The sequence below is a fragment of the Mycobacterium triplex genome, from assembly GCF_000689255.1.
Classification (GTDB): Bacteria; Actinomycetota; Actinomycetes; order Mycobacteriales; family Mycobacteriaceae; genus Mycobacterium; species Mycobacterium triplex.
In genome coordinates this window covers 3,994,504-4,019,750 of record NZ_HG964446.1, presented here as the reverse complement: position 1 = coordinate 4,019,750, position 25,247 = coordinate 3,994,504, and the positions used below count along the sequence as shown (strand labels likewise).

19 protein-coding genes are annotated in these 25,247 nt (G+C 64.0%); 10 read left to right on the top strand and 9 right to left on the bottom strand.

What is annotated here, in order from left to right:
- Window positions 1–86 precede the first annotated feature (86 nt).
- Entirely contained in the window at window positions 87–1,160 is a 1,074-nt protein-coding gene (locus tag BN973_RS18675; protein ID WP_036470045.1) for a DUF5685 family protein, read from the bottom strand.
- 50 nt (window positions 1,161–1,210) lie between these two features.
- Window positions 1,211–2,668 (bottom strand): thioredoxin family protein, encoded by a 1,458-nt coding sequence (locus BN973_RS18670; protein WP_036470044.1) that lies wholly within the window; start codon window positions 2,666–2,668, stop codon window positions 1,211–1,213.
- Window positions 2,669–2,736: 68 nt separating this feature from the next.
- On the opposite strand from BN973_RS18670, the gene BN973_RS18665 reads away from it, so the two are divergent.
- The 3 genes from BN973_RS18665 to BN973_RS18655 are packed head-to-tail and all read left to right on the top strand — an operon-like array spanning window position 2,737 to window position 4,426.
- Window positions 2,737–3,171 carry a protease inhibitor I42 family protein gene (locus BN973_RS18665; protein ID WP_036472684.1) on the top strand — a complete coding sequence of 145 codons (435 nt, stop codon included), beginning with the start codon at window positions 2,737–2,739 and terminating at the stop codon, window positions 3,169–3,171.
- A gap of 39 nt (window positions 3,172–3,210) precedes the next feature.
- Complete coding sequence (locus BN973_RS18660; RefSeq protein ID WP_139830120.1) at window positions 3,211–3,690, top strand: hypothetical protein; 480 nt, start codon at window positions 3,211–3,213, stop codon at window positions 3,688–3,690.
- 43 nt (window positions 3,691–3,733) lie between these two features.
- Window positions 3,734–4,426, top strand: a complete 693-nt coding sequence (locus BN973_RS18655; protein WP_036470042.1) for a mycothiol-dependent nitroreductase Rv2466c family protein — start codon at window positions 3,734–3,736, stop codon at window positions 4,424–4,426.
- 237 nt (window positions 4,427–4,663) lie between these two features.
- Here the strand turns inward: BN973_RS18655 and BN973_RS18650 are convergent, their stop codons facing one another.
- The 4 genes from BN973_RS18650 to BN973_RS18635 all read right to left on the bottom strand — a co-directional run bounded on the left by BN973_RS18650 (window position 4,664) and on the right by BN973_RS18635 (window position 10,426).
- Window positions 4,664–5,677: a TIGR03617 family F420-dependent LLM class oxidoreductase gene (locus BN973_RS18650; protein ID WP_036470041.1), complete on the bottom strand. Its 1,014-nt coding sequence runs from the start codon at window positions 5,675–5,677 to the stop codon at window positions 4,664–4,666.
- A gap of 25 nt (window positions 5,678–5,702) precedes the next feature.
- Entirely contained in the window at window positions 5,703–7,967 is a 2,265-nt protein-coding gene (locus BN973_RS18645) for a putative bifunctional diguanylate cyclase/phosphodiesterase (RefSeq protein ID WP_169718185.1), read from the bottom strand.
- Between the two features lie 228 nt (window positions 7,968–8,195).
- Complete coding sequence (locus BN973_RS18640) at window positions 8,196–9,581, bottom strand: FAD-binding oxidoreductase (protein ID WP_036470039.1); 1,386 nt, start codon at window positions 9,579–9,581, stop codon at window positions 8,196–8,198.
- Entirely contained in the window at window positions 9,581–10,426 is an 846-nt protein-coding gene (locus BN973_RS18635) for a phytanoyl-CoA dioxygenase family protein (protein WP_036472683.1), read from the bottom strand. The genes BN973_RS18640 and BN973_RS18635 overlap by 1 nt, the downstream gene beginning before the upstream one ends.
- A 70-nt stretch (window positions 10,427–10,496) precedes the next feature.
- Here BN973_RS18635 and BN973_RS18630 point away from each other — a divergent pair, with 70 nt between their 5' ends.
- Window positions 10,497–11,831, top strand: a complete 1,335-nt coding sequence (locus BN973_RS18630; RefSeq protein ID WP_036472681.1) for an adenylate/guanylate cyclase domain-containing protein — start codon at window positions 10,497–10,499, stop codon at window positions 11,829–11,831.
- On the opposite strand, the gene BN973_RS18625 is transcribed toward BN973_RS18630, so the two are convergent.
- Window positions 11,828–13,078, bottom strand: coding sequence for a cytochrome P450 (locus tag BN973_RS18625; protein WP_051641341.1), 1,251 nt, complete (start codon window positions 13,076–13,078; stop codon window positions 11,828–11,830). The two genes, BN973_RS18630 and BN973_RS18625, sit on opposite strands and share 4 nt — an antisense overlap.
- A gap of 47 nt (window positions 13,079–13,125) precedes the next feature.
- On the opposite strand from BN973_RS18625, the gene BN973_RS18620 reads away from it, so the two are divergent.
- The 3 genes from BN973_RS18620 (at window position 13,126) to BN973_RS30630 (ending at window position 19,313) form a co-directional block, all read left to right on the top strand.
- Window positions 13,126–13,587, top strand: a complete 462-nt coding sequence (locus BN973_RS18620; RefSeq protein WP_036470038.1) for a VOC family protein — start codon at window positions 13,126–13,128, stop codon at window positions 13,585–13,587.
- 414 nt (window positions 13,588–14,001) lie between these two features.
- Window positions 14,002–17,370: a DEAD/DEAH box helicase gene (locus BN973_RS18615; protein WP_169718184.1), complete on the top strand. Its 3,369-nt coding sequence runs from the start codon at window positions 14,002–14,004 to the stop codon at window positions 17,368–17,370.
- A complete protein-coding gene (locus tag BN973_RS30630) occupies window positions 17,367–19,313 on the top strand; it encodes an AAA family ATPase (protein WP_084163451.1) in 1,947 nt (648 codons plus the stop codon). Before BN973_RS18615 ends, BN973_RS30630 begins: the two co-directional genes overlap by 4 nt.
- A 176-nt stretch (window positions 19,314–19,489) precedes the next feature.
- On the opposite strand, the gene BN973_RS18595 is transcribed toward BN973_RS30630, so the two are convergent.
- On the bottom strand, window positions 19,490–19,966 hold the full coding sequence (locus BN973_RS18595) for a hypothetical protein (RefSeq protein WP_139830118.1): 477 nt from the start codon (window positions 19,964–19,966) through the stop codon (window positions 19,490–19,492).
- Window positions 19,948–20,175, bottom strand: a complete 228-nt coding sequence (locus BN973_RS32100; RefSeq protein ID WP_330981741.1) for a C-terminal helicase domain-containing protein — start codon at window positions 20,173–20,175, stop codon at window positions 19,948–19,950. The genes BN973_RS18595 and BN973_RS32100 overlap by 19 nt, the downstream gene beginning before the upstream one ends.
- 277 nt (window positions 20,176–20,452) lie before the next feature.
- Here BN973_RS32100 and BN973_RS18585 point away from each other — a divergent pair, with 277 nt between their 5' ends.
- From BN973_RS18585 to brxC, 3 genes are read left to right on the top strand one after another with little or no spacing between them, the layout of a single operon-like run.
- The gene (locus BN973_RS18585; RefSeq protein ID WP_036470030.1) at window positions 20,453–21,220 is read left to right on the top strand and encodes a hypothetical protein; all 768 of its coding nucleotides are present in this window, start codon (window positions 20,453–20,455) and stop codon (window positions 21,218–21,220) included.
- On the top strand, window positions 21,217–21,780 hold the full coding sequence (locus BN973_RS18580) for a hypothetical protein (RefSeq protein WP_036470028.1): 564 nt from the start codon (window positions 21,217–21,219) through the stop codon (window positions 21,778–21,780). The genes BN973_RS18585 and BN973_RS18580 overlap by 4 nt, the downstream gene beginning before the upstream one ends.
- The gene (gene brxC / locus BN973_RS18575) at window positions 21,777–25,244 is read left to right on the top strand and encodes a BREX system P-loop protein BrxC (protein WP_036470026.1); all 3,468 of its coding nucleotides are present in this window, start codon (window positions 21,777–21,779) and stop codon (window positions 25,242–25,244) included. Before BN973_RS18580 ends, brxC begins: the two co-directional genes overlap by 4 nt.
- Window positions 25,245–25,247 lie beyond the last annotated feature (3 nt).

The following is a 25,247-nucleotide window of genomic DNA, read 5'->3' as shown; positions in this document are numbered from 1 at the left end:
CATCCTGCCGTACGAGACGGCGTCTGGTTACCTGGGCCGAATCACATCACAAACACGTAATGGCACAACGAGTTCGACGAGCCACCTTATGAGCAGTCGCAGCAGTCTCCGCAATCGCAGCAGCAGTCGCAGCCATCGCAGCAGCAGATGCAGGCGCCGTCCCCGCCGCCACCCTTGCGCTTGACGCCCGCGCCGGGTGTTTGGCCCTCGGGGTTTTCGCCGATCGGGTAACCGGCGGCGCCGGCGACGGGTTGGTGGCCGAAGTTGATCCCGTCCTGCTGGCCGTGCGGGGTGCCGCAGCTGGGATGACCGGATCGGCTGAAGGTGCGCGAGATCGCCCGTCGTACCTCGCGGGTCAGCAACCGCTGCGCCAGCCGGCCGTCGCTGAATTCGACGTCGGCCAGCGCCAATTCGATGCCCAGCGCCGCGTCGTCACACAGGGCGCGGGCCTGGTCCATCGGAGTTTCGGTGGCGGCCAACGGGTTCCACTTGCCGCGCTTCAGGTCGTCGTCGTAGTCCTCGACCGCGTCGAGCAGATGTGCCACCCGCCCGAACAGCTGACCGATCTCGCGCAGCGGCGCCACGTTGCCCGGGCGACCGGCCAGCACGGCGGTGTGCGCGAAAGCCTCGGCGACCGCGGTCTCGGTCGGCTCGGTCACCGTGAGCAGCTCGCCGGGGCGTGCCGTCGCCTCGAGTGCGACCTGGCGGTCCATCGCGGCGATCAGCACGCCGGTGTCGAATCCCAGGGTGTGGCCGGTGTCGGTGCCCTGGCGCACCCAGCGTTCGGCGATGCGCCGCGCGGCCGGTCGCACACCGGCCGCCCCGACCATGCCGTCGTGGTCGTCGACATGATCGCGGACCCGTGCCGCGGCCAGGGCCAGCGACACGACGGCGGCCAGTCGCGCGCAGTCGCCGGTCGCCACGTCGGCGCGCCGCATGCCACGCCCCGGGCACGGCCCGGCCTTGCGGCGGGTGGGTTGTTCGGGTGACTGCGCCTCGACCAGCAGCGAAACCACCAGGCCGTCGTAGTTGGTGGCTATCCGCGCGGACTGGCCGTAGTCGTCGCGCAGGGCCAGACACAATCCACACAGTTGTGCGGTCCAGGCTGCCGCGAGCTCACTGCCGAGTCGATGACGGCAGGGCCGGATGATGCCGAACATGCACAGAAGCTACCCGACCCGCAGCAAACGCGTGCCCAAAAACGCCGGCCTTACTTTGGCGCGGGGCAAGGTTTGGGAAAGGTGACCGGCTTACCCACCCGATCCATCGCCGCCCGGAGCTGTCGCATGCCGTCCTGATACATCTCGGGGGTCGCGGCCGACCAGGTGGTCGAGGTGCAGGTGGCGGTGTCGCAGCCGCCGCCGAAGGTGATCGACGGGCCGGATTTCACCGTCACGCATTGGCACTTGGCGCGGGCGGGGTTGGTCGCATCGATCTCGCATTCCACGTCGAGGCAATTCGCCCAGGCCGCGCCGGACGGGCAGCTCAGCACAGCGAAGTTCGCGTTGATGTTGACCGTCGAGAAGGCCGAACGGATCTTGTTGCCGGATTGGGCCCGGTCGCTGCAGTTCTTGGATCCGATCGAGTTGCCGTTGACGACGACGCAGTCGCACACCGAAATGTTGGGATCGGTCGCAGACGGCACACACGGGGCGGTGGTGCATAGTGCGAAGGTTTGGTCGCACATCCAGACGTCTTCGACCTGGAGGGCTTTGACGTCGGTGGTGGGGCGGTCGGAATCGCAGGCAGCGGCGGTGGCCGCGACGACGGGAAAGGCGGTGGCCCGCTGCAGCAACCGCCGCCGGCTGAGTCTGGACTGATCGGAGATCCGGACCGCGTCGTCGACGAGGTCGCCGATCGCGCCGGCACCGCGCGCGACGTCGGACCTTCGGCCGTCGTCGATCAGCACGGCGCTGGGGGTGGCGGTGATGCCGAAGGCGGCAAACGCGGCCCGACGCTCGTCGATCAACTCGATCGGGACACGGTGGCCGGCGGGCCCCGCGTTGACGAGGGCGATGCTGACGCGCCCGGCCAGGTCGTCCTGCCATCGGGCCACCTCGGGCAGCAACAGATCGCATGCGCCGCAACCGGGTTGGCTGAAGACGAGCACGAGGGGACGACGAGGTTGGGCCAGCCTGTCCAGGGTCCAGATGTTGCCGGCCCGATCCGGCAGCGCCAAGCCGTCGGCAGCGCCCGCGCGCGCCATCCAGCGCCGCCGCGCCGCCGGGCCGAGCCACAGGGCGAGCATCACGATCCCGAAAGCCGTTAAGGGCCAGCCGAACTGCCCGTCGCATGCCACGAACGCGGCCAGCGCGGCGAAACACGCATTTCGGGCCAGCGTCGGCCACCCGAGGGGACCGGAGGACAGCCGCCCAAAGCAGTGGCACTCCGGGCGTCGGCCCCGCGCGAGATTCACCAGCACCGCCGCCGCGAATCCCGCCAGCAGGAGCAGGGCCGCCGGCGCGCCGGCTCGGTTCCCTGCGACCAGGAGAGCCGCGACGGCGAACTCCGTCGTTGTCAGCGCTGTTCCTACGATTGCCGCGGCCGTCTGCGGCACGCCGAATGCCGTCACTGCCCGCCGCGCCGCGCCGCGATCGGCCAGCTTCGCCAGCGCGGCGACGGCAAAGATTCCGGCCAGGAGCAGGCGTGCTACCAACACGGTGATCATCACAACCCTTCGGTCAACATGCGAACGGGAACATTCTGTGCACGGCCATAATGGAGGGGATGACTTTCGTGAAGATCAGGCTGTCCGTGACCGTCGCGATTATCGTCTCGTCGATGCTGGTGGGTTGCCACTTCGAGAGCAGAAACCCGCCGACGTCCCAGGCCCTCGTGGTGCCCATGGATCAGGTGCTGAAGCAGAACAACATCACCCAGAACGTCACGCTGTCGGTGGGCAACACGCTCAAAGTGCAGTTGGGGGCGAATTACAGCACCCCGTTCCGGTGGCAGGTCGACGCCAAGATCGCCGACGGGTCGATCATCGAGCAAACAAGTCACCAGTATGTGCAGCCGAGCACCGACGCCTTGGGAGCGCCCGGCACCGAGGTCTGGATGTTCACGGCGCTGAAGCCGGGCACCACGACCATTTCCACGTATTACTCCAGCTTTGTGGGCAAGAACACGACGCCGGTTTGCCAGTACACGGCGATCGTGACTGTGCGGTAAAACGCTGCGAACGAGCAGCGCCTCAGCTACCGTCTGGCTGTGCTTGGCTTACTCCGCAACTGGTCGCAGCTAACCAACGTGCCCGACGAGCTGCACGACGAGCTCGAGGCCGAGGGGCTGATCTTTCTGGCCAACCGGGTCGGCGTCATACGGCATTTCAGCGGACATGTCCCGGGTGTGTTTTCGGCCTCAGGCGTGTCGCGCTATATGGGCGCGTTCGCGTTCAGCGCCGCGCGCGTGGTCGCCACCTTTCCCACGCGCGGCGACTCCACGCTGCGGTCCATCGACTGTTCCTGGGATGTGAACAAGGGCCCGGCCGCCGCGACGGTCACCAGGAAGGGCCTGCTGATCGACATCGACCTGCGGGGTGTGGACCGCGCTTTCAGCGGGTCGATGAGGCTGCACTACAAGAGAAAAGTTCCCGACGAGGTGCTGCAGGCACTGCCGGCCACCTCGCTGCGGTTCCCGGTCGATCCGGTCTTCGTGTACCGCGCCGCCGGAGTGCGGCCCAAGTCGTAGCTCGATGGTTGAGCGAACGACGTCGTCGGAGAATGCTGTGGGGATGAACACCGTGGTGGACTTCCACTTCGACCCGATGTGCCCCTTCGCCTTTCAGACGTCATTGTGGATTCGTGACGTCCGCGACCAACTGGGCATCACCGTCGATTGGCGGTTCTTCAGCCTGGAAGAGATCAACCGGGTCGAGGGCAAGAAGCACCCGTGGGAGCGGGACTGGTCCTACGGCTGGTCGTTGATGCGGATCGGCGCGCTGTTGCGTCGAACCGACATGTCGCTGCTCGACCGGTGGTATGCCGCGATCGGCCGCGAATTGCACACCCTCGGCGGCAAGCCGCACGAGCCGGCGGTGGCGCGACGCCTGCTGCGCGACATCGGCGTCGACGACGCGATTCTCGATGCGGCACTTGACGACCCGAGCACCCACGACGACGTTCGCGTCGAGCATCAGCGAGTGGTGGATGCCGGCGGTTACGGTGTCCCGACGCTGTTCATCGACGGGCAATGCCTGTTCGGTCCGGTGTTGGTGGATCCGCCGACCGGGCGGGCCGCGCTGAAACTGTGGGACGTCGTGATCGGGATGGCCGAGCTGCCGCATGTCTACGAACTGCAGCGGCCCAAGTCAGCCGCCGATGCCGAGCTGATCGGCAAGAGTCTGCGCCCGTATCTCGATGGTCGCGATTGGGTCAGCATCAATCGCGGTGAGGTCATCGATGTGGAGCGGCTCGCCGGGGGCTGATGTCCCGCTCGACGGCTGGAACACACTTCTGATTTGGCGCCAGTGGCGCGAAATTGGCGTCATGCCCACGGTGCATCAAAGACGTTCCCGCAGACACCCGTCGAGTCCCGCGGGAACTCGAGGTGGTTGCCGTGCCGCTTAGACCGTTCAGCGGCATCGCAAGGCAACGTCGAGCGTGGGGGATATGCACGCAATTCCAGCACTTTTCGTGCATATCCCCCACGTTCGGCGAGGGCGTCACTGACGCAGCCGGCGGGCGACCTCTCCGTACCGTTCGAAGCGCTCGTCGTCGCCCAGGGCGTTGTAAAGGGCTACGCGCGTGGCGATTCCGCCGTACTTCCGGGTCAGCGCGTCGGCCAGGCCGTCCCACGTCGACTCGGTGGCGAACGCCGCGATGTGCTCGTCGGAGATCTGGGCGGCCATGCCCGCGAGATCGCCGGCCTTCTGCTTCTCGCGGATGCGGGCGGTGGTGCCCTCGAACCCGGCCTCGTCCCAGATGAACGCGTAGTTGGGGGTGCTGCCGTAGAAGGCCATGCTGACGCGCACCGTCTCGCGCTGGGAGTGCAGCTCCTCGTCGCTGTCGCCGACGATCGTCATCGCCGGGACGATGACCGCGATGTCCGCCGGTGAGCGCCCGGCCTTCTCCGCGCCCGCGGCGATGTTCGGCAGCACGTGACGTTTCAGATAGCCGAGCTCGCCGAGCGGATGGACGTGCACCCCGTCGGCCACCTCGCCGGCCATCCGCAGCATCCACGGATTGACCGCCGCGACATCGACTTTCGGATCCGGCGCGTCGATGGGGCCGGCGCTCCACTGCGGGGTGATGAAGTCGAGGTCGTAGAACTCGCCGTGGTGATCGAGCGTGCCGGTGCGAAACGCCGAGAAGCACGCCTTGACCGCCAGCACGTAGTCGCGCAGCCGCGGGCCGGGGCGTTCGAACGGGACACCGTAGCGGCGCACCACGTGCGTGCGCACCTGGGTGCCCAGGCCCAGCCGGAAGTTGCCGCCGGTCGCCTCCTGCAGCTCCCACGCCTCGGCGGCGGTGACGAAGGGACTGCGCGGGAACGCGACCGCGACACCGGTGGACAGCTCGAGTCCGGGAGCGGCTTGGGATGCCACGGCGGCGTTGAGGTAGGCGGTGCGGCCGGTCTCGGTGAACAGCAGGCCGGAGAACCCCGCGGCCTGCGTCCGCTGGGCCACGCCGCCGATCTGAGTCAACGGTTGCGGAACCGTCATCACGTCAATGTGCACGGCGCCACCCTATGCCCTGGCGTGATTACTGGGCCGCGAGCGTCGCGTTCTGCGGGACATGCGGAATCTCGGAGGCGGGCACCGGCGGGCAGAAGAAGTTGCCCTGCACGGCGTCGCAACCGTATTCCTTGAGCCGGCGGGCCGTTTCCGCGTCGCCGACGCCCTCGGCGATCGTGGCGATGCCGAACGTCGTCGTCAACTCGATCACCGATCGCGCAATCGTGGCGGCGCGTTCGTCGTGCAGAATCGGCGCGATGAACAGCCGGTCGAGTTTGACGTCGTCGATGGGCAGTTCGCGCAGATACGTCAGCGAGGCGTAACCGCTGCCGAAGTCGTCGATCGCCACCCGGATGCCGGACTCGCGCAGCCGATTGAGCACCGTGCGGGCCTTCACCAGGTCGGCCACTAACAGGTCCTCGGTGATTTCGATCGTCAGCGAATCAGCGGACACGCGGCGCGCCTGTAGCACCGACAGGATGCGGTCGGGCAGGGCGTCGTCGTCCAGGGAGGGCGCCCACAAGTTGATCGCCACGGGGATGGCGGCGCCGGTCGCGTACCACGCCGACGCGTCGGCGACCGCCCGTGACAGCACCAGGTCGGTGACGGCATTCATCAGCCCGTGGTCGCGGACCAACGGTAAGAACTCGCCGGGTTCGAGCGTGCCGAGTTCGGGGTGTTCCCATCGCACCAATGCTTCGGCGCCACACACGGATCCGGTCGCCATGTCGAATTTCGGTTGGTACAGCAGGGTCAGCAGCCGGTCGTCGATGGCCCGCCGCAGTTCGCCGAGCAATTGCAGACGGGCCATGCTGTCGTCGTGGGTCGGCTGTTTGCTCCGCCGGGCAGCCATGCCGGGGGTGAACGTCTGCACCTCGGTCGAGCTGGCCTGCTGGGCCCAGCTGCGGGCCGCGGCGGCCTGCTCGAGCAGCTCGCCCGGCATCAGGGCCGAGCCGCCTTGCGGTCCGGCCGAGGCCACGCCGATGTTGAGATGTACGTGCAGCCGGTGATTCTCGAGGTCGAGCGGTTCATCGAAGGCATAGACGAGTTTCCGGGCAACCTGTGCCGCGACTTCGGGGCGGTCTTCGACCAGGATGGCGAAGTCGTCTCCGTTTATTCGCGCGACCGTGTCGGGGGAGCGGACATTCGCTTGGAGCCGCTCGCCGACGCCGCGCAGCAGCTCGTCGCCGACGGCATAACCGAGCGTGTCATTGACCATCTTGAAATCACTGATATTGAGCGCAATTACGCTGACCGGGATGGCGTGATGAATGTGCAATCGGACCGCGTGCGCCAGCCGATCGCCAAATAGTCGCTGATTGGCCAGCCCGGTCAACGAGTCCCGCAGGGCGGCGTCGGACAGTGCGGCGGCCAGATGTTGCTTTCGGTCGAGCAGCAACAAATGGCGGGCGACCGTGGTGATGAAAAGCACCACGCAGACCACGAAGATGAACGCGTCGGCCCGGTTCGCCGGCCAAAAGTGCACCGCGCCCACCGCAATCGCCAACAGCACCGGCCCGTATGGCAGCCACAGCGATGTTCGCGACAGTGGCTGGGAGAAACCGAGGTCGAGCTCGGGGCCGGGCCGAGACGCAATGGCCGACAGTGCGACGAAGTAAATGCCGACGGCCCAACCGAAAATAACGAGATTATTGGGCACTCGTTCGGGATGGTCTTCGCAGATGCGAATTATCCCGGCTACCGCGATGGTTCCCCACCCGAGAGTCATGAACGTCGGTGAGAGTTTGCGGCGCGGCTCGGCTTTCCGCACGGTAATGATCGACATGACGAAAAGTCCGACATAAACGGCGGCGGCGACGGCCAGCATCATCTGGGGCAGGGTGACGATTTCTGAAGGCCGGCGGAAGTGGCCCAGCACCAGAATGGCCAGCACGATCAATAACGACGCCGCGACGAGGACGCCGTCGAGCAGCAGGCCGATGCCGAATTGGGCGTCGTCGCGGCTGGGGATGGTGACCGCGGTGGCCAACGCGCAGATGGGCAACACGACGAAGCCCAGGTTGGCCGCCGACACACCCGCCATCGGCGGGATGCCGCCCGACGCGACGTACCACCACACCGCCTGCCCGGCCGTCCACGCAGCCAACGCGATGCTCAGCACCGTCCATGCGAGCCGTTGCCGTCCTCGAGAGACGCGGGCGGCCACGACCGCGCAGCCGTTGGAAAATACGCTCAGGATCCAGAGCCCGACCGGACCGGTGAGCGCGCGATCCGAGGGAGCACTTCTGGTGAACAACAGCACACCGAACACGAGCAGACCGACAGTCGCCAACAGAGCGAGCGCAGTTCGGCGTCGTGTCAGTGAGAACATTTCTCCTGCCCTGTCGTATGCGGTTGTCCGATGCAGGATAAGGCACGGTGCGGGCCTGGGTGATCTAGATAGCGGCCCTTTTCACAATTTCGGGGAAATGTCTTCGGGTCGTTACGAGGCGCCATACCAGAACTGATCGCGTGATGGCGATTCGGGAATGAATTCGAAATCGGTGATGCGCACCGCGGGCTACTCGTCTGCGGCGGCGAAGACGACGTCGGGGTTGAGAATCCCGGCCGGATCGAAGCTCTGCTTGATCCGGCGCAGCAGGTCGACCTTCACCGGGTCTTCCAGCTCGCGCCAATACGGGGCCTTGGCCCGGCCGAGCCCGTGCTCGCCCGAGATCGCACCGCCCAATTCCATTGCCAGAGAGAAGATGTCGGTGAGCAGCCGTTTGCGTTTGGCCGGGTCCTGGCAAAAGATCGCCAGGTGCACGTTGCCGTCGCCGGCATGCCCGCAGCCCGCCGCGCCGCCACCGGCCGCCGTCGCCAGACCGCGCACGGCCTCCAGGAACTTCGGCATGGCGCCGCGCGGCACGACGGTGTCGATCAGGTCGTCGGCGCCGATCGCCTTCAGCGTCCAGAACGCGTTCTCGCGCGCCTCGATCAGCTTGCGCGCCGAACCGCCTTCCAGCACATAGGCATCCACGGCGCCCAACTCGGCGAGCAGCTCGCCGGCTTTCTGGATGTCTTCGTCGAGCCGGTCCTCGGTCCGGTTCTCAAGGGCCACAACGAGATACGCCTTACAGTTGTCGCGGATCTGGTCGGGGATGCCGAGTTCGAGGTTCTGGGTGTGCACGAGCGCGGCCATCGTCAAGTTGTCGACGTATTCCAGGATGTAGGGCCCCAGACCGCTGGCGATGACCTGCGGCACCGCCTCCATCACCTGGTCGAAGTCGGCGAACGGGGCGAGCACGGTGGCGCTGTGGTCCAGGCGTGGATGCAGCTTGACGATCACCTCGGTGGCCAGGGCCAGGGTGCCCTCGGAGCCGACGATGAGCTGGGTCAGGTCGTATCCGGTGGACACCTTGGCGATCTTGCCGCCGGTGCGGATGATTTCGCCGGTCGGCAGCACGGCTTGCAGCCCGAGCACGTTGTGCCGGGCGATGCCGTACTTGACCGCGCGCATGCCGCCGGCGTTGGTGCCGACGTTGCCGCCGACGCTGGAGGACAGCTCGCCGGGCTGCACCATGTAGCGCAGGTGGTGCGGGGCGGTGGCGGCGTCGAGCTCGAGCAGCGTCACGCCGGGCTGGACGACGGCGACCTGATTGGTGGTGTCGACCTCGAGGACGGCGTTCATCCGCTCGAACGAGACGACCAGTCCGTCCTCGCGGGGCAGTGCCGCACCCGACAAGCCCGTCCCGGAGCCGCGGGCGGTCACCGGAACCCGGTGCTCCGTGGCCACTTTCAGTAGCCGCGAAACCTCCTCGGCGGTGGCCGGTTTCGCGACGTACGCCGGGCGTTGCGGCGGATGGTTCAATTCCTCGTCGTGCCAGTAGTCGTCGGGGATGGCGTCGCCTGTCAACAGGTAGTGGCTGCCGACGATTTCGGTGAGTCTTTCGGTGATGTCGCTCATTACGGTTGCTCGAGCAGCCGCAACGGGTGCAGGCCGTCGACCGCGCCGACGAACGGTGGATGGATGCTGTAGCCGATCATGCGTCGAATGTCGTCGGAGACGGTGCGGGCGACGTCGCGCGGGATCGACAGGGTGAACGATTCCATCGGCCGCAGCCACGGTTGGCAGTACTGGGCGGTGACGGCGAGCCGGGCGTGGTCGGTGGTGTTCGCGCCGCCGCCGTGCCACAGCGTGCCGACGAAAAAGACGCACGAGCCGGCGGGCATCACGACGGGTATGGACGGGTCGTCGGGCCCGGGTGGACGCGCCGGCCAGCGGTGGCTGCCAGGGAACACCACCGTCGCGCCGTTGTCGGGGGTGAAGTCGTCGATCGCCCAGATGGTCGCGGCGGCCAGCGGCGGCCGCGGCCGCGGGATCGGGTAGAACCCGTCGTCGTGGTGGGGCAGCTGCGCGGTTTCGCCGGGCTGAATGTTGATGGCCTGCAACGCCGATAGCAGGTAGTTGGGCATCAACAGCCGATCGAGCACCGCCAGCACCCGCGGGTGATCGACGAGCCGGTCGCAGGCGCGGGTGCGGCTCAGCACGCTGTAGATGCGCTGGGTTTGATGGCCTTCAAAGGCATTGCGTCCGGTGTGGTCGAGCCACGGGCCGACGGTTTCGCGGATCTGTCGGCATTCGTCGGCGCTGAGCAGGTTTTCCCAGACGAGGTAGCCGTCGCGATCCAGGGCCGCCATGTCGGCGTCGACGAGCGCGGGGTCGACTTGTGCGCCGCTGCTCGGGGTCCACTTGTGCCGGCCGGCCAGGTCGTTCTTGAGGTCGTCCAGCGTCGTGACGGGGTCGTTCATGTATCCGACAGTGGCCCTGCTTTGACCGCCGGTCAAGGACTTGACGTGGCGCGGTGGCATGCTTCTGTGCATGGCGACCGTCCCCGAAACGGTCTACGCGCGAGACGGCGATGCCCATCTCGCCTATCAGGTGGTGTCCGACAACGGTCCCGATCTGCTATTCGTGCCCACCGGTACGTTCCCGATCGACCTGTTGTGGGAGGAGCCCAGTGTCGCGGGGCACCTGCGTCGGCTGGGGTCGTTCAGCCGCCTGATCATGACCGACCTGCTCGGGGTGGGCAGCTCGGATGTGGTGCCGATCAACGATCGTCCGGCGATGCAGGCGTGGACGGACGGGCTGGTCGCGGTGCTGGACGCGGTCGGCAGCGAGTGTGCGACGGTGTTCGGGATGTCTGAGTCGGCGCTTCCGGTGATGCTGCTGGCCGCGAGCCATCCGCACCGGGTGCGGTCGCTGGTGTTGTGCAGCGCGTACCCGCGCTTTCTGCGGGCCGACGACTACCCGCACGGGATGCCCGAGCCGGCCTTCAGCCGGTATGTCGATTCGTTCGGCGACACCGTCGGCAGGGGTGGGGTGACGGATAACTTGGGGCCCAGTTTTGCTCGCGATGCCGGCAAGCGGCGGTGGTGGGCGCGCGGCGAGCGGTTGTCCGGTGGTCCCGGCTATTTCAAGGAGATCTTCGATCTGTTCCTGCGCACCGACGTTCGGCCCGCGGTGCAGAGCATCCAGGCGCCGACGCTGCTGCTGCATCGCGTCGGCGATCGCCATGTGCGCGGCGGGCATGGGCGCTACCTCGCCGACCACATTCCGCAGGCGCGGTTGGTGGAGCTCGACGGGGACGACGACGTGTGGTTCGCTGGCGACGCCGACCGGGTGGTCGACGAGATCGAATCCTTCGTCACCGGCGGGCGCGCGGCCGCGCCCACCAACCGGGTGCTGTCGACGGTGATGTTCACCGACATCGTCGGGTCCACCGAACGCGCCTTGGCGCTGGGCGACGACGCGTGGACCGTTGCGCTGGACGCGCACAACGAGATCGTGCGCAAGCACGTCTCGAGCGCGCGGGGTGAGGTGGTGAAGTTCACCGGCGACGGCGCGTTGGCGACTTTCGACGGGCCGGCGCGAGCGATCAACTGCGCGTGCGCGATTCGCGACTCCGTGCAAGACCTCGGGCTCGACATCCGCGCCGGCCTGCATACCGGTGAGGTGGAGGTCGCCGACGGCGACGTGCACGGGATCGCGGTGCATGTCGCGGCGCGGATCATGGCGATGGCCGGGCCCGGGGAGGTGCTGGTGTCCGGAGTGGTGCCGCCGTTGGTGCTCGGGTCTCGTATTGCGTTTGACAGCCGCGGGACTCACGAACTGCGCGGTGTGCGGGGTCGTTGGCCGGTGCTGGCGGTGGCCTAAGTTTTCGGTGTGAAGGTGACCGGGAGTTTGGCTAGGCCCGTCATGCTCGGGTTGCCGAGATATTGGTGGGCTCCGTCTTGGACTTGGTAGTCGGGGATGCGGTCGAGGACGGCCTTGACCATCACCTCCGACATCAGCCGCGCCAGGTGCGAGCCGATGCAGCGGTGAGGGCCGAGCCCGAAGGCCAAGTGACGGTTGGGTGTTCGATCGAGGATGACCTCGTCGGGACGTTCGAATTCTTTTTCGTCGTGGTTGGCGGAGAGCCAGCTGATGATGAGCCGGTCGTTTTTGCGGAGGTGTTGGCCGTGGAGCTCGACGTCTCGGGTGACGGTGCGGCTCAAGGAGCGGTTGACGCTGAAGTAGCGCAGGAATTCGTCCGTGGCGGTGCGGTAGAGCCCGGGGTTGTCGATGAGCTGTTGCCGCAGGTTCGGGTGCGTGCCCAGATGTCTTAGCGTGAGCGCGGTTTGGGAGGTGGTGGTGTCGACGCCACCGGCGATCAGGTTCCACAGGATGTTGAGCAGCTGTTCGTCGGTGAGGTGTTGTCCGTCGAACTCGAATTGGATCAGGAAGCCGGTCAGGTCTTCCTTGGGCTTGGCCCGTCTGGTGGCCGCGTACTCGAGGACTTCTTGCATCATGGCCGGCACTTTGCTGATGGCGTCGGCGTATTCGGGGCTGTCTTGCGGGACGGCCATGACATTGTGAAAGAGCGTGGCGTACAGGTGCCAGTTGTCCAGCGGCAGGCCCATCAGCTTCATCGTCAGGATGGCCGGGACCGGGCTGGCGTAGTCGAGCACCAGGTCCATGTGGCCTTTGTCGATGTGCCGGTCGAGGAACTCGTGGGCCTTGTTTTCCATGAAGGGCTGGAGTTTCTCGACGGCGCCGGGGGAGAAGAACGGGGCCAGCGCGTGTCGTAGGGCGAGGTGGTACGGGCCGTCTATTTCACCGATACCCAGGGCCGGTTGGCCTTCTGGGCGCGGGACGCCCATCTCGCCCTGATAGTTCACGCCGTTGTCGGCGTTCGGTTCGTATTTGTGGGAGAAGGTGGCGTCGTCTTTCGCGGTTTGGCTGACGGCGTCGTAGCTGGTGAGATACCAAAACCCGCCGTAGTTGGTGTTCCAGGCGACCGGGCATTTCTGCCTGAGGATGGCGTGGACGGCTTCTTGGTTGTCGTTGAAGGCGTCGGAGTGATGGTCGAAGTCGACGATCGCGTCTTCGGCGACGTCGGGGCGCGGCGATTGCTTTCTCACTATCTTTGCATTATTAAGCTTCTGGGGCCGCAACTGAAGTAGGAGCGATGACTGAGCATCGAACGGTTTTCAACCACGTCGGCTTGTGCGTCTCCGATACCACGCGGTCGCGCCGGTTCTACGAGGGCCTGCTCGGTTTCCAGTTCTGGTGGGAGCTTGACCCGCCCGACGGCCCGACCGCCAAGCTTGTGCAGCTTCCGGAGCCGCTCGGTGTGCACGCGACCTACCTAGTGCGGGATGGCTTCGTGCTCGAACTCATGGACTACTCTGCCCGCGAGGTCCACGCCGGCGCGGAGCGCGTTATGGATCAGATTGGGCTGACACATATTTCACTCTCGGTGTCCGACCTTCTGGGTGTGCTGGCTCAGGTTGCGGAGTTCGGGGGAGCGGTAGTCGACGGGACGGTGACCGACGCGATGGCGATGATCCGGGATCCGGATGGTCAGCTGCTGGAACTTCTTTCGGACGGGTGGTTGGCGGCGTTGCCGCCTCGGCCTGCACAGAAGTAGAGCGGCCGCATCAGACGTCGTTTGAAAACCGATGCGTTAATCAGCCGCACCCCCACCGAACCCGAGCCCTGGGCGCGCCGCCTGACTCGGCGTGATGGATTTAGAAGCCTAAAGCGATAGTTGGTCGTCCGAGTCACCGCCTTTGGACGTACAACTCGTAGAGCCAGGCCATGACTGTATCGATGTGCCGCAATACGGCACGAAGCCGGCGTAATCATGGTTTCATGACGCGGACCGCATCGTGGCCTGAAATCCATGCTGCTCAAGCGCTCGACAGTGTCGGTTTCTGCAACGCATTGCAATCGAGGGACTACAGGTTGACAAGAGACGCTCACCCAAGCCAAGGCGTATTGCCCCGTCGGTATGTCCTTGCGGGTTGTGGGTGCCGATATGCCGGCAAGGACTAAGAGATCGATGACGTCGTTGACTTCATCAATCGGCGGGACGGCGCCTTCGTTTGGCTACCATCCGGACTGCGACCGAATCGACGCCGCGTTGAGCCGCGGGAATTTCACGCGTGCACTAGTTCTTGATGGGCCGATCCGCGACCTTGTTAGCCGTGTCGCGGAATGTCGGTTGATTTGGCAGCCCGGAGTGGAGCTGCCTGAGGGTCTGTATTGGTTCCAAGGCATCGACGAAGGCGCACTCATCCTCCAGGTGGTCGCCGGCGCATCGCCGGGTGATGCCATGGTCACACCAGTCGACGAGCTAAACGATGGCCATCCGCTTATGGCTGCGTGGGGCTGGGCTGAGCAACTCTGGCCGAATGCGGTGCCGGTGCCACATCCGCTCTTCAACATCAACGAAGCGGCTGTGACCCACCCACGTAATGACGACGTCGTAATCCGCGATCGCAAGTTTCTGAGTAACCAATGGTCGTACACGGTGATTATCGACGGGCATCAGCAAAACGTCGTCGAGTCGTCGCTCAATCCGCGGCCCCAGCTCGACGACCCTCGAACGTGGGTAACCGCTGACCCGACTCCGGCGCGCCGATTCGGCGCCACCCTCACTCGGGCAAAGCTACAAGGGAAATTTGCCAACACCTTGTTCTCGTTTCGCGCCACCCGCACGACATTCCGCCCGTATCAGTTCAAGCCCGTCATCAAGCTCTTGCAAAGTGGCAAAGCACGTCTTTTGATCGCCGACGAAGTGGGTCTCGGAAAGACCATCGAGGCAGGCTTGATCTGGACGGAACTCGAAGCACGACGAGAGGCCGACCGCGTGCTCGTCGTCTGTCCCGCAAGCCTAGTCGGCAAGTGGACAGAGGAGATGGAGGACCGGTTCGAGTTCGAACTGACCGAACTGGACAGCGACGGGCTGCGGAACTTTCTCGCGCGGCATCGCCAGAACCGGCTGCCCGGCCGGCAGGCTTACGTCTGCAGCCTCGAACGTCTACGTACCTGGGGAGGACTCGATGAACTTGATGACCTCCCCCCGGAATTCGACCTGATCATCGTCGATGAAGCGCATTCCATGCGCAATCAGGACACGAAGAGCTACACGCTGGGAACCCGCCTCGCCGAATGGGCCGACAGCCTGGTGTTTCTAACGGCGACGCCCATCAACCTCCGCCAAGAAGATTTGCTGAACCTACTGGAGTTGCTTGCCCCAGAAGATTTTGGCGACATCCGCGACCTCGAACTTCGGCTGGAGCCCAACCGCATCATCAACGCCGTCGCGGCTCGCCTGGTGGAGAAAGGGGTCAAAGGTAGCGAACTGCTCGCCCAGCTCAACAAGCTGACAACGACGGTCCTTGGCGGAGCACTGATGCGCCGTCCCGATTTCGAATTGTTGGCTGGACTGCTAGCCAAAGACGATCTGACACCACGCGACATTGTGGACGCGAAGCGCTATCTGGCTGACCTCAACACTCTGTCGACCGTGATCACCCGGACCAAGAAGGTCGAGGTCGACGACCGCAAGGCCAAGAGAACATTAGACAGAGAAGAAGTCACCTGGGTCCAGGCCGAACTCGACTTTTACGAGGAATACCTGCGGTGGTGCAGGGACAGGGCCGCCGAGATGGGAATGCCGCTGCACTTCGCCATGCAGATGCCACTGCGGCTCGCCAGCGCTTGCCTGCCCATGGCCCGTCGTGCAGTACTTGACCCGCAAGCGTTTGGAGACATCTCCGATGCCGACTCGGACGAATCCGCAGGACGCCTTGAGCCGCACCCGGAACTGGTGGCGGCGGCTCTACGCCTCCCTGAAAATGTCGACACGAAGTTCGACGTATTGCGTGGAGTGCTGGGCATGCTGCACGGCCAGGATCGGCAAGCGTTGGTGTTTACCCACTCCCGGCCCACCCTCGCGTACCTCATGCAGCGGCTTGACAGCGACTTCCGCGTTTCGGTCATGCACGGCGGCGTGAGCCGCGAACAACGCCACCGCATCATGGCCGACTTCCGTTCCGGTGCATACGATTTCGTGCTCGCTAACCGCGTCGCCAGCGAGGGCTTGGACTTCGAATTCTGTTCTGCAGTCGTAAACTACGACCTGCCGTGGAATCCCATGGAAATCGAGCAACGGATCGGGCGCATCGACCGGATCGGCCAGAAAGAAGAGACCATCCTTGTGGTCAACTTCGTGAACGAGGCCACCATCGACGAACGCATCCTGTCTCGCCTGCTGGACCGGATCGGCATCTTCGAATCCTCGATCGGGGCACTCGAACCGATCATCGCCGCGGTCGCCCCGAAAGTTCTCGAAGCTGGCTTCGACTTCACGCTGACTCCCGCGCAGCGTGAGCAGAAGTTGCACGAAGCGCTGACGGCAATCGAGGAGCAGCGCGCCGGGCTACAGGACCTAACTGACGCTTCGAGTGCCCTGCTGGTGAGCAATGACGTTGACGTCGCCGGTTTGGAAGACGATCTCATCAGAACGGGGCGCTACATTGGCCAGCACGAGCTCGCACACCTGCTCGATGACTGGGCACGAGTCGACGGTGCCGCTGGGATCCACTTCGCCGGCGACAGGCGGACCGCCGAATTGCGCGGCAACCCCGCCATGGCCGCGCGTGTCGACGAGCTAGCCAGGTCAGCCCAGCGGACCCGTGCAGAGACCAGCGCGATCGCGATGCAACTGCGCGACGAAACCCCTATATCACTGGTACTCGACCAGGAATTGGCTCGAACAGGCGGCGGCATGCTTTTAACCGCGACAAGTCCCCTGGCGATGGCGGCGGCCGCGGTGCCGGGCCACCGGCAAGCACGGTTTGCTTCACTTCGACTTGCCGCAACGTCCGAAGATGTCGTACCCGGTGTTTATGTTGTCGTCATGGCGAAGGCTGTAGCTGCATCGCGGGGCGGCGACGAGATTTGGGGCGCCGCCGTTACAGAAACTGGACGGGATGCCGGAGACGGGCCAGTCAACGCGTTATTGGCAGCCTTAGCAGAGGGCAAACTCGTCGACGGCCCGTGGCGGGCTATTGATCGGCTCGACAAACTTGCAGAGCGAGCTTTGAACCAGCTGCACCGCCGCCATTCATATGAACAAACTAAGCGAGACCATGAGTTCCGCGCGCTTCAAGACGCAAGAGCAATCACTTTGCAGTCCCAGCATCAACGCAGGATTCAAGCAATCGACAACCGCATCGCTACTGCCATCTCGCGCGGTCGCGGCAGCCGGTCAATCGCGCTGTTTCAAAGTCAAAAGCGCAGGGCCCAAGAGCGTTTCGCACGCTTATCGGCCGAATTGCAAAACGACGTACAACCGGAAATCAGGCTCGAGCCGTTGGCCGCTTGTGTCATCGACGTCACGTCGTCAATGGAACACTTATGAGTGCCGCGCGAAAGGACCTCGAACTCGAAGACGAGCGTACGGCTGAGAAGCGATACGCCAAGATGCTGAGGGAAAAAGCAAGTCGCCCCACCACATTTGATGGACCGCGGAACTTGTTATGGACCCGCGACGGCTTGCCACGACAACGCCAAGTCCCAGTCGGAGAGCTCGTCGGCCGTATCGCCTTGCAAGCGCCAGACCATTCGGTGCTCGACGGCGGTAGTGACTTCTACATTGGCGAGAAACACCTTGAGCTTGACGGCATCGAAGTATTCAGCTGGGCAGCGCCGATCGCGTGTACTTTTTTCCGGGGCACCAACCACCACCCGTTGTGCGAGGGTGTCGCCGTCATCCGGTCTTTCGTCCACCGTAACGGCCAGATTGTTGATTTTACAGACGATGTGGTGCGCGATGATGCTCCTACGCAGCCATTCCGCAAGCGTGGGCTTTCGATCCCTGCGCCGCCAAACCGGGCGAGTCTGCCTTCCCGAGACCTGCCGAATCCAGCGAGTTCGGGGCTGCGCGGTGACGAAGTGTCGGCGCGAGAGCACCCTCCTGAAGCTTTCCCTTCTCAACAGCGTCGTCATCCCGACCACGGAGTAAGACCCGTGCGGGCTGAGTCGGCGCTGCGTGCACAACTGCAGGCGCCCAGAACCAAAAGCCTTGCGCCGGTGTTGTCGACACTTCAGCCGGACCAATATGAACTTGTGACGGTTCCGGCGATGGACAGCATGATAATCGAAGGCAAGCCTGGGACCGGGAAGACGATCATTGCGTCGCATCGAGCCGCATATCTCGTCGACCCACAGACGCCGCCTGAGAATACGCTTGATGGCAACGTCTTGGTCGTCGGCCCGACCACGCGGTATTCCAGACACATACGCGACATCATCAATCGTCTTACGGGTAGCTCGGAGCGCATCAAAGTGATGTCGCTACCCGAGCTGATGCAACACATCCTTGACCTCAAAGGGATTCCGCGAGGGCCGATTTCGACTGTCTGGCGAGATGTCGACTGGGAACTGGGGCGTTTTGGGCGCAGAGGAATCGGTCGTCTGAAAGATGCAAAGGGAGTCGTGCCGACGACCGAGCAAGTATATGAGTTTCTTCGTTTGCAAGGCGGGAAGGTAACCGAAGACACGGACTGGATAGGTTATTTCCGCGGGCTTCCGCCGTACAAGGACGCGTTACCGCTAATGACCCATTCGCCGTTGCTGGCGTTCATCCGTTGGCAAGTGGCTGCGCCCGACGACCTCAAGGGGGTCGAACATATCATCATTGACGAGGCGCAAGACGTAACGCCGCTCGCGTGGTTTCTGCTGGACGAGATCAACGAGGCCAATGCATGGACGATTCTCGGCGACTTGAATCAGCGCCGGTCAGATCACACCCTGTCGAGCTGGGCGCATGTTCTCGAGCTGATCGCGATCGCCGAGGACACCCCAGTCCGCCAGCTAGAGCGTGGATATCGTTCCACGCGGCGCATTTTGGAGTTCGCCAGTCGCCTCCTTCCGCGTAGCGAGCGCTTAGTTGTCGCCTTTCAGGAGGACGGTCCTGCGCCGACGGTCGAGAAGGTGCAGCCAAAGGAGCTTGGCGCAGCCGTCATTGGCCAGGCGGATCGACTTCTGGCCGCATACCCAATGGGCACCGTCGCCGTGATCACCGTTAACCCAGTTGTCGTCACTAAGACGCTGCGATCTAAGGGTTGGAAGGCAACTGGGTTTGACGCACAGCTTTGGGAGCAGGACGGACGCGAGGTGACTGTGCTCGAGCCCGACGCGGCCCGGGGCTTGGAGTTCGACGCGGTCGTGGTGGTAGAGCCCGCCGACTTTCCCCAGAACTACGGACGTCTGGGGCCGCTGTACACGGCCCTTACAAGGCCGAACCGCGAACTTGTCGTGCTATACAGCAAGTCGCTGCCGGACGCGCTGCGGCGAAGATAGCTGTCAGCAATCCACACAGACAGCAGTTCGCTGGCGAATCCGTGCGGGCGGGAAATCCGCTCGAATGTGTGCTCCGACAGCGACTCTCACGGAATTGAAAGAGACCATGAGGCCTTCGGACGGAAGAGCGGCGTACCCCATGGCACGGGAAGTGTTGCCAGGTGATTGGGCAGAAGTTATTCCAACGCTAACCGTATGCGCTCAACGACTTTCGCGATCGAATCCATATCGAGGCCCTGCTGCTCCTGTGTGGTGAAGAGGTTCTCGCCCTCGATATATCCGTTGTCCCGGTACCAATCCCTCTTCCACTTCCACGACTCCTTGTAGTTGGTCCGATCCAACATTCCAAGGTGTTCGAGGATGACAACGTCCCCGCTGTCGTCGATGAACGAGAAATCGGGCCGTAGGCGACCCGGTCTGGAGAGACCGTCGAGAGGTCGCTCGTAGTGGTATTGCAGGCCTGCGCTGTGAAGATAGTTGGCGATCACCAACTCTGACTTACTGCGGACGAGTTCACCTCTGAGAGTTCGGTGTACGAGATGCTCCGCATACGGCGCACGCTCTAGGTCCTGCCTTACTCCGCCCGTGAAGAGGTTGGTATTGCGTCGTGCGGTTTCTGAGCGCTCGGGTCTGGTCAGGTCGTAAAAAAACAAGCGTCGGATCCTTCGATGGGCAGGACCAGCCGCGAGCGTGACCTCGTGAGCGCGGTGTACAGCAGTTCGCGTGTCATGAGTCGGGAGTTTTTCGGCAGCACTACGAAGACTGTATTGAATTCACTGCCTTGGGCTTTATGCACGGTCAGTGCGTACGCGAGTTGGAGCGGTCCTGAGCCGACGCTGAACTGGCGTTTTCGGTAATCCAAACGGATGTCGGTTCGAGGGAGAGATCGACCAAAGCGTAGCCGAAATATGTCTAGACATCTAAACTCAATCGCCTATGGGAGATGTAGTCGACACAGACGACTTGATTGGCGCGGCCGAAGTCGCTGCGATACTGCGTCTCTCGCACCCGAACAGCGTCACGACGTACCTCCATCGATACCCAGACTTCCCGAGGCCTGTCGTCGACCTCGCGGCGAGCCGTGTTCGCCTCTGGCGACGGCAGGACATTGAGGACTGGCATCAGCGGAGGACACAGCCATGACCACGGCCGAGATAGTGCGAGGTGACCGGAGTGGCGGGGCGACCACGAGCCACACCATCCTCGTGCCCGCCCTCGAGCTTCTACTTCGCGAGGTCGGCACGCATGCGGCCGCTTCTGACTATGAGCAGGCCGTGCTGGAGGACAACATCCTGGGTAAAGGCACCATCGAGTCCCGTCGACGGACTCTTCGATACCTTCGCGAGCTCTACGTCCTCCGAAATAATTCGTTGCTCTTTCGGGCGCTGAGTGGTCTCTGGACCGACGACCCCGTCGGCCAGCCTTTGCTAGCCGGGCTCTGTGCGCTCGCGCGTGATCCGGTGTTCCGGGCAAGTGCTCAAGCAATCTTCGACAGCGAACCAGGCGATCCGGTCACGAGTGCCAATCTGGCCGAGGCGGTCGGGAAGACGTTTCCAGACGCCTACAGTGACTCGACCCTGGCGAAAACCGGTCGCAACACCTTCTCGTCTTGGGAGCAAACGGGACATCTCCGCGCAGTCGCGAGGACCGGAAAGGTTCGCCAGCGAGCGATGTGTACACCGGCGACCACGGCTTTTGCCCTATTACTCGGACACCTGGAGGGTGCGTCGGGAGCTGCGCTATTCGATACCTTGTGGGCGCGTGCGCTGGACCGGCCCAAGGCTCACCTCATTGACATGGCGGCCGCTGCCTCAAAGCGATCGCTCATCGATTTCCGCCACAGCGGCGGTATCTCAGAAGTGACGTTCACCGAGTTGCTTCGTCCGATGGAGGAACACCTGTTGTGAGCCGCACCGACGATCTCATTGGCAACTATCAGCGCTTCGCGCGGCTGCCATGGTCATCTGGCCTCGCCCCAGCGCAGCGGGTTTGGATGGCCGTCTACGCACCGGAGGACGAGCGCCGACTGCGACTTCACTTGCCAGAGTTTGAGACTGCATCGACGGCCGCCGGTCACGAGTGGGCGCAAATCGATATCACGAACGCGTTTGAGGAATGGATGGCGGCGCACGAATACCGCGACGCATACTTTGCCAACCCGAAGCTGATCCAGCCTGAATTAGCCGGCTTCCTAGATGCTCTTGTGACGAATGTGCGCGAGCAGCTCGAAAAGTCCAGCACACCGAACACTGTCGTCGGGCTGGTAGGCGCAGGCAGTCTCTTCGGTCTCGGTGACCGAGTGAAGGTGTCGGCGTTAGTCGACCGGATCGACGACCTCATTGCGGGCAGGTTGCTCGTGTTCTTCCCAGGTGAAGTAGATCAAAACAACTACAGACTGCTGAACGGGCGTGACGGCTGGAACTACCACGCCGTCCCGATCACTGCCGACAAGGGGACGCTGCTGTGACTTTTAGCAACCGCGATGTTTTCGCGATCGATCCGACCGAGCGCGACATTCCCAACCTCGGCGTAGCGAAGGTGAAGAAGCCCGAGGACGATCGCGATTGGGAGACCCTGGAGTGGGAGCTACGTAGCTTCGTCTGCGACGGCGAGTACGAACGCGGCCTAGAGCGAATCCTCGATCAGTTTCTCAGCCATCTGAGCCAGGCAGAGCAGCCGGCGGCATGGGTCAGCGGTTTCTACGGCAGCGGCAAGTCCCACCTAATGCGCGTTCTTGAGTACCTTTGGCGCGACTATGCACTCCCATCAGGAACATCGGCGCGTTCGCTAACCACGCTCTCGTCGGAGATCCAGGCACATCTAAAGGAACTATCTGTAGCCGCCAAACGCGCCGGGGGCCTGTGGTCTGCCGCGGGAACTCTCGGGTCAGGCGCTTCGGGGTCCGTGCGGCTCGCATTCCTAGGGGTTGTCTTTGGCGCGGCCGGACTACCTCAACAGTATTCGCCAGCCCGCCTCGCGCTTTGGATGCACCAAGAGGGCCTCTACGGCAATGTCCGAGCAACAATCGAGGCAAACGGCAAGGAATTCGAGCACGAACTTCGCAATTTGTATGTATCGCCTGTGCTTGCCCAGGCCTTGATTGAAGCCGGCGCCAGCTTCGGTGAGAACCCCGCAGCAGTAAGCACCGCTTTGCAGAACCAATTCCCGTTGGTCGACGACGTCACCAACGACGAAACTCTTGACACCTTCGAGGAAGTCCTGCGCCTTCAGAGCGATGCGGGTGGCAAGCTGCCGCTCACACTCGTCATCTTGGATGAGATGCAGCAGTACATCGAGGATGACAACGTAAAGGCTTTGCAGGTCCAGGACCTCGTCGAAGGCTGCTCATCCCGTTTCAACAGCCAGGTGCTCGTCGTAGCCACTGGTCAAGCTGCACTCACGGCTAATCCCACTCTCCAGAAGCTCATCGACCGGTTTCCAGTCCCGGTTGCCCTGTCGGACACCGACGTCGAGACAGTTGTCCGCGAGGTCGTTCTTCGAAAGAAACCCGACAAGGTGGCCGATATCGAGGCGGCACTCGAGCAGGTTACGGGAGAAATCGACCGACAACTCGGCGGCACGCGCATCGAAGCCAAGGGCGCCGACAAGGCTACGATCGTCGCCGACTACCCGCTTCTGCCCACCCGGCGCCGGTTCTGGGAGCGGGCGTTGCGGGCCATCGATAAGGCGGGTAAGGCCGGGGTCCTGCGCACCCAGCTAAAGATCGTGCACGAGGCCGCTCGCAACGTCGCCAACCAGCCGCTCGGCACCGTGATCGGCGGCGACTTCGTGTTTCACTCCGAGTCCGCCAGCATGCTGCAGAGCGGCGTGCTCTTGAAGGAGATCGACGAGCTGATCCGCGGTCTTGACGACGGTTCCGCGGAAGGTGAACTGAAGGCACGAGCCGCTGGGCTGGTGTTCCTCATTTCCCAGCTCCCACACGAGGGTGTTGGAGACACTGGTTTGCGCGCCACTGCGCCGATACTCGCCGACCTCCTAGTCGAAGACCTCGCATCCGACGGCGCCAAGCTCCGCAAGGACGTCCCCCGAATAATGGAGGTATTGGTCGAGCAGGGCCGGGTAATGAAGCTCGGCGACGAGTTCCGGCTCCAGACCGCCGAGGGCGCCGAGTGGACCCAGGAGTTCAATCAGCGGCGCGCCTCGATTCGCGCTGACGCTGCGCGCATGTCTTCGCTCCGCACCGACTGGCTTCAGCGCGCGGTCGACGCGGAGCTTGCCGGCCTGAAGTTGGTCCACGGCAAGAGCAAGACCCCTAGGAAGCTGAACCGGCACTGGGGCGATGACCTTCCGGCGACTGATGGCACCACGGTTCCGGTGTGGATCCGCGATGAGTGGGGAGTGACCGAAGCTAAGGTTCGCGAGGCGTCGGCAGCCGTGGGCAACGACAGCCCGATTGTGTTTGTGCTCCTGCCGAAGATCGATGCCGAGGCCATCGCGGACACGCTTGCCAGCTACGCGGCGGCGACCGACGCGGTGAGCCAACGTCCTGAACCGCAGACCGACGAGGGGCGTCAGGCCAAGCAGGGCATGCAGTCTAGAGTGCTCGAGGGCCAGCAGCGGCTGGACAATCTGTTCGCTACGGTGATCGCCAAGGCGAGGGTGTTCCAGGGCGGCGGCAATGAGCTCACCACCGGTTCTATGCGAGCCGGCGTCGAAGCCGCAAGCAACCATGCCCTGGCCCGCCTGTTCCCGAAATTCCCCGCCGCTGATGACCCCGGGTGGAGCAAAGTCATCGCCAAGGCTCGCGATGGCGCGCCCGACGCACTCGCAGTGGTCGGCTGGCAGGGCGAGGTACCCGCCAACCCGGTTTGCAAGGAAGTCCTTGCGCGTACATCCGGGTCCGGTACCAAGGGCAGCGACCTCCAGCGCGATCTTGGCGACGCGCCTTTCGGCTGGCCCAAGGACGCAGTTGACGGCGCGCTGCTCGCACTGTTGGCCAGCGGCAATATTCGCGCCGAACGAGACGGCCATCCCGTCGACGGCCCCAAGGAGCTTCCTGCCACCCAGGTCGGCAAGGCAACGTTTTTCAAGGAAGACGAACCACCAACCAAACAAGAGCAGCTTGCGGTGCGAAGCGTCCTCACCGAGGCAAAGGTCGCCTACACCTCCGGGAAGGAGGGTGCGGCCATCAGCGGGCTCGTACAGCACCTCCTCGACCTCGCAGCTCGGGCAGGCGGGAGTCCGCCCCTGCCTGAACCACCGGATACCTCGCACCTCGATGGAATCGCCGCGCTCGCCGGAAATCAGCAGATTCGCGCCGTCGCTCAGGGGGCCGCGCAGCTGCGCCAAGACATCAAGGCATGGTCGGCCGCCAAGGCGCAACGAGCCGACCGGGAAGCAGCGTGGCACACACTGGACCGACTACTTCTGCATGCGTCCACACTCGACCTCGCCGCTGCGATCAAGGCGCAGCGCGACGCGATAGAGGCCGAGCGGCTCCTCCTGCACTCCCCGGATCCGGTGGCACCATTGATCAAGACGCTGTCTGATGCTCTTCGCGCGGCGGTGCTCGACGCGGCAACTTCGGCAAGAGATGCTCAGGCTAGGGCTATTGCGGACATCGAAAGCTCGGCCGAATGGCAACAACTCGACCCGGTCGACCGCTCGCCGATACTGAAGGATGCGGGGCTCAGCGCTGTCGCTGTTCCAGCTGTCCATACCGACGATGAGCTGCTTAAGGCGCTAGATGCAACCCCGTTAAACGCGTGGGCCGAACGCCGCCAGGCCATCCCCGCCAAGGTCTCAGCTGCAAGAGCGGCCGCGGCCAAGAAGCACGAACCCAAGTCCGTCACCTTCACGCCACCGGCCGCCACTCTTCGTACAAAGGCTGACGTCGATAACTACCTGGCTGCGTTGAAGGAGCAGCTCCTTCAGCACGTCGTCGGCAACGACGAAACCGTCATCATCTGAGGA

Excerpts from the sequence above, each read along its gene's own strand:
- BN973_RS30630 (WP_084163451.1), top strand. The coding sequence starts at position 17,367 with ATGAGTGCCGCGCGAAAGGACCTCGAACTCGAAGACGAGCGTACGGCT.
- BN973_RS18635 (WP_036472683.1), bottom strand. The coding sequence starts at position 10,426 with ATGAACGACCCCGTCACGACGCTGGACGACCTCAAGAACGACCTGGCC.
- BN973_RS18640 (WP_036470039.1), bottom strand. The coding sequence starts at position 9,581 with ATGAGCGACATCACCGAAAGACTCACCGAAATCGTCGGCAGCCACTAC.
- BN973_RS18620 (WP_036470038.1), top strand. The coding sequence starts at position 13,126 with ATGACTGAGCATCGAACGGTTTTCAACCACGTCGGCTTGTGCGTCTCC.
- BN973_RS18675 (WP_036470045.1), bottom strand. The coding sequence starts at position 1,160 with ATGTTCGGCATCATCCGGCCCTGCCGTCATCGACTCGGCAGTGAGCTC.
- BN973_RS18655 (WP_036470042.1), top strand. The coding sequence starts at position 3,734 with ATGAACACCGTGGTGGACTTCCACTTCGACCCGATGTGCCCCTTCGCC.
- BN973_RS18615 (WP_169718184.1), top strand. The coding sequence starts at position 14,002 with ATGACGTCGTTGACTTCATCAATCGGCGGGACGGCGCCTTCGTTTGGC.
- BN973_RS18585 (WP_036470030.1), top strand. The coding sequence starts at position 20,453 with ATGACCACGGCCGAGATAGTGCGAGGTGACCGGAGTGGCGGGGCGACC.
- BN973_RS18670 (WP_036470044.1), bottom strand. The coding sequence starts at position 2,668 with ATGATCACCGTGTTGGTAGCACGCCTGCTCCTGGCCGGAATCTTTGCC.
- BN973_RS18630 (WP_036472681.1), top strand. The coding sequence starts at position 10,497 with ATGGCGACCGTCCCCGAAACGGTCTACGCGCGAGACGGCGATGCCCAT.